Source organism: Methylobacterium ajmalii (genome assembly GCF_016613415.1).
In the GTDB taxonomy this organism is placed as follows: Bacteria; Pseudomonadota; Alphaproteobacteria; order Rhizobiales; family Beijerinckiaceae; genus Methylobacterium; species Methylobacterium ajmalii.
Genome location: NZ_JACWCT010000149.1, coordinates 1 through 4914 on the forward strand (window position 1 = coordinate 1; position 4914 = coordinate 4914).

A 4914-nucleotide genomic window follows, 5' to 3' on the forward strand; every position below is an offset into this window, starting at 1 on the left:
GCCTCACGCTGTTTCCTGCCTGTGGCCTGGGCGTCTATCAACCCCAAACGACGAAGCGGGCTTCGAGCCCGCCTCTCGTCCATCAACCCCGAATGACGAATGACCGAAAATCCCCTCGCGATCGTGTCGTCGTAAGTCAAACAGGCTCTGAGACTGTGGAGGCCGTCCGAGGGCGTTCCGAGACGGCTCGCCCCCTGTCCCGGACGACTGGAGCGTCAGCGCAAGGAGATCCGGGACCCAGCACAGGTTGTGCCGCGAAGCGGCTCGGCATGCCGCACCGTCGCGGACGCACGGACGCTTCGCGGCTTGTCGTGCTGGATCCCGGATCTCCTTGCGCTTCGCTTCAGTCGTGCAGGCCCGTACCGGGCCCGGAAAGGGGTTGGCCGACGATGAGCCGGGGAGCCCGGCCAGGGCCAGTGTCGTGTACCGTGGGCAGGCCACGCTTCGCCCGCTCAGGATCTTGTTTTGTCGCAGATTTCCGGCGCCGAACCAGTCACCACTTCGGCGAAATCTGCTTAGTTCACGAAGGCCCGGCTGCGGCTGTCGCGCGCCCGCACGCTCGTCAGCGGCAGCCGGAAGACCCGGCGCTGATCCTGATCCTCGACCCGGACGGCGCTGTGGGTCCAGTCGCACGTCACCTCGCCGTCGTCGAGCAGGCCGGCGGCGAGCTTCGCCGCCATCTCCAGGGCGTCGGCCGGGCTCGCCAGTTCGACCCCTTCGGGGTCCAGGATCAGGCGACGCCCGGCCTGGAAGTGGAAATAGTAGACGGTCATGGCGGGCTCGGCGACGATTCTCCTCCCGTATGCCACACGGCACGACGAGAAGCGATTGTACCTGCGTCAAACCCGCATCGATCATGCATGTTTGCAGTCGTCGGCTTTCCGGATTGTCCCGTCGACTTGCAGGATTGTCGGTTGCCGACAGCGAGACCTTCGCCGAAAGTTCGGAGGCGGCTTTCGCTTGCGCCCAAAAAGAAAGCCGCCCGAAGGCGGCTCTCGTCGTTCGTTTCGGTCGTCCGGCGCCGCGGGGCGGCCGGAACCTCAGGCCTGCAGGCGGGTGCGGACCTCGCCGAGGCTGCGGCGCACCAGATCCTGGGCGGCCTCGCCGCTGACCTTCTCCCGCAGGATGGTCTCGGAGACCCGCACGGCGGCTTCCGCCGCGGCGGCCCGCACCTCGGCGGTGGCCTGGGCCTCGGCCTGGGCGATCTTGGTCTCGGCCGCCTTGGTGCGGCGGGCGACGAACTCGTTCAGCCGGGCATGGCCCTCGGCCGCGGCGGCCTCGGCCTCGGCGCGGGCGTTGGCGACGATCTCGGCGGCCTCGCGCTCGGCATCCGAACGGCGACGCTTGTAGTCCGCCAGGACGGCCTCGGCCTCCTCGCGCAGGCGACGGGCCTCGTCGAGCTCCTTGCGCACGCGGGCGCCGCGCTTGTCGAGCCCGCCGATGATCTGGTCGAACAGACCCATCTTCCAGGCGATGCCGCAGAACACCACGAAGGCGACCGCGACCCAGAACTCCGCATCGAACAGCATGTCGGTGATCTCCTGCGGCTCAGTGCGCGGTCTGGGGCCGGGTGCGGTCGTAGGCCGCCTCGACGGCGCTGCGGTCCGGCGCGTGGCCGGTCAGGCGCTCGACGATCGCGGTCGCGGCGTCGGCGGCCACCTCGCGCACGCTGCCCATCGCGGTGGCGGTGCGGCTGCGGATCTGGCCCTCGGCCTCGGCGAGCTTGGTCGCGAGGTCGGCCTCGAGGGACTTGCGGCGCGTCTCGGCCTCGGAGGCGAGCTGCTCGCGGGTCGCCTGGGCGATGCCCTTGGCCTTGTCCTGGGCGTCCTTGAGGGCGCGCTCGTAGGTGTCGCGGGCGCCGTCGGCCTCGGACTTGGCGCGGGCGGCCTGGTCGAGGTCGCCGGAGAGGCGGGCCTGCCGGTCGTGCAGGATGCCGGCGATCTGCGGCAGGGCGATCTTCGACATCAGGTAGTAGAGCAGGCCGAACGAGAGCGCGAGCCAGAGGGTCTGCGCGACGAACGTGCTGCTCTCGAACGGCGGGAAGCCGCCGCCATGCTCGGAGGCCGGCTCGTGAATCAGCCCCTCCTTGAGGGGAGCGGGTGCATGTGGCTGCGCCATGGTGTCGTCCGGGTGTGGGGGAGACGAAGCGCTCCCGCCGAGCGCTCGGCCGGGCCGGCCGTCGCGCCGCCACACCTTGAGCAGGGCGGCGGCTGCACGAAATTGTCCGAGGCGGTCCTTCCATCACGCGCGCGCACCGGAGCCTCGTGTGAAGCCCGGTGCGCGGGTGGACCACCTCTTGGAGGGTAATCCTCGCCGGATTAGACGGCGAACAGCAGCAGCAGCGCGACGAGCAGCGAGAAGATGCCCAGCGCCTCGGTCAGCGCGAAGCCGAGGAGCAGGTTGGCGCGCTGGCCGTCGGCCGCGGAGGGGTTGCGCAGGGCGCCGGCGAAGAACTGGCCGAACAGGTTGCCGAGGCCCATGGCGGCGCCCGCCATGCCGAGGCAGGCGAGGCCGGCGCCGATGTACTTCGCAGCAACGGGATCCATCGTGATGCTCCTAAGGTCGTCTAGTCGTCTGGCGGGTGGTATCCGGCCGCGACACGGCGAACCGGGGTGGGAAGCTCGGGGGTTGCAGGTCCGGGGGGCGAGGCCTCGCGCGGAGGCCTCGTGCCCTTAGTGGCCCGGATGCAGGGCGTCGCTGAGGTAGATCGAGGTCAGCGTCGCGAAGACGTAGGCCTGCAGCACCGCGACCAGCATCTCCAGCGCGGTGACCGCGACCGAGAGGGCGAGGGGCAGCGGCGAGAGGATGCCCCAGACGCCGGCGGCGAGCAGGGCCGGGACGAAGCCCGCGAAGATCTTCAGCGCGATGTGGCCCGCCAGCATGTTGGCGAACAGACGCACCGAGAGGCTGATCGGGCGGGAGATGAACGACACGACCTCGATCACCACGATCAAGGGCTTGAGCCAGCCGGGCACGCCCGGGGGCACGAACAGGCCGAGGAAGTGGGTGCCGTGGGCCATGAAGCCGTAGATCACCACGGTGAGGATCACCACCAGCGCCAGCATGAAGGTGACGATGATGTGGCTGGTCACCGCGAAGGCGTAGGGGATCATCCCGAACAGGTTCAGCAGCAGCACGAACATGAACAGGGAGAAGACCAGCGGCACGAAGCGCTCGCTGCCGTGGCCGGCCGACTGGTGCACGGTCTGGCCGATGAACTCGTAGAACACCTCGGCCAGGGACTGCGCCCGGCCCGGCACCACCGCGCGGCTGCGCGTCGCCCAGATCGTCAGCAGGGCGATGAGCCCCACCGCCAGGAACATGTACAGCGCCGACTGGGTGAAGGCGATGTTCTGGTGGCCGATATGCCCGAACGAAACCAGCGGCTTCAGCTCGAACTGGTGGATCGGATCCATCTTGACGGCCATGCCGGTCCCGCCCCCTCGTGTATCGCTGCCGCGGGCTTGTCCCGCCGCGCTGCCAATCCGTGCAGGCGGATGCACGGCATCCACCGGATGATCAAGACCCTGGCGGGCCTTTCTTCGTGTCCGCGACCGGAAAAAATCCGGAAACGCGCATCACGTTGTAGATTCCGGCCGCGAAGCCCAGGACGAGCAGGACGATCAGGCCCCAGGGCTTGGTGCCCAGGAGACGATCGCAGCCCCAGCCGAGGAGGCCGCCCGCCAGGACGCCGGCCACGAATTCCGTGGACAGCCGCATGGCGACGCCGATGGACGAGGGCTGGCCGCGGTCGTGACGCGACGAAGGATCGGGAGCCGCCGCGGGGCGCTTCCGGTCGATCTGCATCTCGAGACGCTTGAGCCTCGCGGAGAGGTCGTCGTCGGGGGAGGAGCCCTCACCGGTACCATCCTTCCCCCGCGGGTCGTTGCCGTTCATGGCGAAACCTCGCGCGTGAAGAGATGAGGAGATCCGGTCCGGCTACCCCCGTCGAGCGGGCGCACCATAGTTTCGCCCACCTTGGGAGTCAAGGCGCCCGGGACCGACGTTAAGTCATTGGACTTTCGGTGTATTTTGCACCGCGCGCATGGCCCCCGTCAAACCGTCTCGGCCAGCCGCTCGGCGGTCGCGAGATCGACCGAGACGAGCTGCGACACGCCCCGTTCGACCATGGTCACGCCGAACAGCCGGTCCATCCGCGCCATGGTGATCGGGTTGTGGGTGATGACGATGAAGCGGGTGTCGGTGTCGCGCGCCATCGCGGCCAGCAGGTCGCAGTAGCGCTCGACGTTGGCGTCGTCGAGGGGGGCGTCGACCTCGTCGAGGACGCAGACCGGCGACGGGTTGGTGAGGAACACCGCGAAGATCAGCGCGGTCGCCGTCAGGGCCTGCTCGCCGCCCGAGAGCAGCGTCATCGTCTGGGGCTTCTTGCCCGGCGGCCGGGCCAGGATGTCGAGGCCCGCCTCCAGCGGGTCGTCGGAATCGACCAGCGTCAGCTCGGCGGTGCCGCCGTTGAACAGCGTCGTGAACAGGCGCTCGAAGTGGCCGTTCACCGCCGTGAAGGCGGCGAGCAGGCGTTCGCGCCCCTCGCGGTTGAGGCTCTGGATCGCCCCGCGCAGGCGCCGGATCGCCTCGATCAGCTCGTCGCGCTCGCGCCCCAGCTCGTCGCGCCGCCCTTCCGTCTCGCGCAGTTCCTCCTCGGCCCGCAGGTTCACGGCGCCGAGCCGGTCGCGGTCGCCCTTGAGGACGGAGAGCCTGCCCTCGACCGTCGCGGGTTCCGGCAGGGGATCGCCCGGTGTCGCGCCGGCGAGGCCGTACAGGCCCTCGGGCGTGGTCTCGAGCCCGTCGGCGATGGCCCGCACCACCTCGGCGAGGCGGCGCGTCAGGGCCTCGTGGGCCGCCGCCGCCGCGCCCCGCGCCTCGCGGGCCGCCGCGAAGGCGTCGAGGGCCCGGCGC

The 4914-nt window shown here is 69.9% G+C and carries 6 protein-coding genes and 1 pseudogene; all 7 read right to left on the reverse strand.

Annotated elements, in window-relative coordinates:
* Nucleotides 1-515: 515 nt before the first annotated feature.
* Nucleotides 516-773 carry a DUF6894 family protein gene (locus HPY23_RS26770; protein WP_060849754.1) on the reverse strand — a complete coding sequence of 86 codons (258 nt, stop codon included), beginning with the start codon at nt 771-773 and terminating at the stop codon, nt 516-518.
* Nucleotides 774-1040: 267 nt separating this feature from the next.
* Nucleotides 1041-1526 carry a F0F1 ATP synthase subunit B family protein gene (locus HPY23_RS26775; RefSeq protein ID WP_091746998.1) on the reverse strand — a complete coding sequence of 162 codons (486 nt, stop codon included), beginning with the start codon at nt 1524-1526 and terminating at the stop codon, nt 1041-1043.
* A gap of 22 nt (nt 1527-1548) precedes the next feature.
* Nucleotides 1549-2118 carry a F0F1 ATP synthase subunit B family protein gene (locus HPY23_RS26780; RefSeq protein ID WP_091890407.1) on the reverse strand — a complete coding sequence of 190 codons (570 nt, stop codon included), beginning with the start codon at nt 2116-2118 and terminating at the stop codon, nt 1549-1551.
* Nucleotides 2119-2318: 200 nt separating this feature from the next.
* Nucleotides 2319-2546, reverse strand: coding sequence for a F0F1 ATP synthase subunit C (locus tag HPY23_RS26785; RefSeq protein ID WP_048430690.1), 228 nt, complete (start codon nt 2544-2546; stop codon nt 2319-2321).
* Between the two features lie 126 nt (nt 2547-2672).
* Complete coding sequence (locus HPY23_RS26790) at nt 2673-3428, reverse strand: F0F1 ATP synthase subunit A (protein WP_060849757.1); 756 nt, start codon at nt 3426-3428, stop codon at nt 2673-2675.
* 91 nt (nt 3429-3519) lie between these two features.
* The gene (locus HPY23_RS26795) at nt 3520-3897 is read right to left on the reverse strand and encodes an AtpZ/AtpI family protein (RefSeq protein ID WP_091890404.1); all 378 of its coding nucleotides are present in this window, start codon (nt 3895-3897) and stop codon (nt 3520-3522) included.
* Nucleotides 3898-4055: 158 nt separating this feature from the next.
* A pseudogene (locus tag HPY23_RS26800) lies at nt 4056-4914 on the reverse strand (chromosome segregation protein SMC); the annotation flags it as partial.

Coding starts and splice junctions, on each gene's coding strand:
- HPY23_RS26790 (WP_060849757.1), bottom strand. CDS start 3,428: ATGGCCGTCAAGATGGATCCGATCCACCAGTTCGAGCTGAAGCCGCTG.
- HPY23_RS26785 (WP_048430690.1), bottom strand. CDS start 2,546: ATGGATCCCGTTGCTGCGAAGTACATCGGCGCCGGCCTCGCCTGCCTC.
- HPY23_RS26795 (WP_091890404.1), bottom strand. CDS start 3,897: ATGAACGGCAACGACCCGCGGGGGAAGGATGGTACCGGTGAGGGCTCC.
- HPY23_RS26770 (WP_060849754.1), bottom strand. CDS start 773: ATGACCGTCTACTATTTCCACTTCCAGGCCGGGCGTCGCCTGATCCTG.
- HPY23_RS26780 (WP_091890407.1), bottom strand. CDS start 2,118: ATGGCGCAGCCACATGCACCCGCTCCCCTCAAGGAGGGGCTGATTCAC.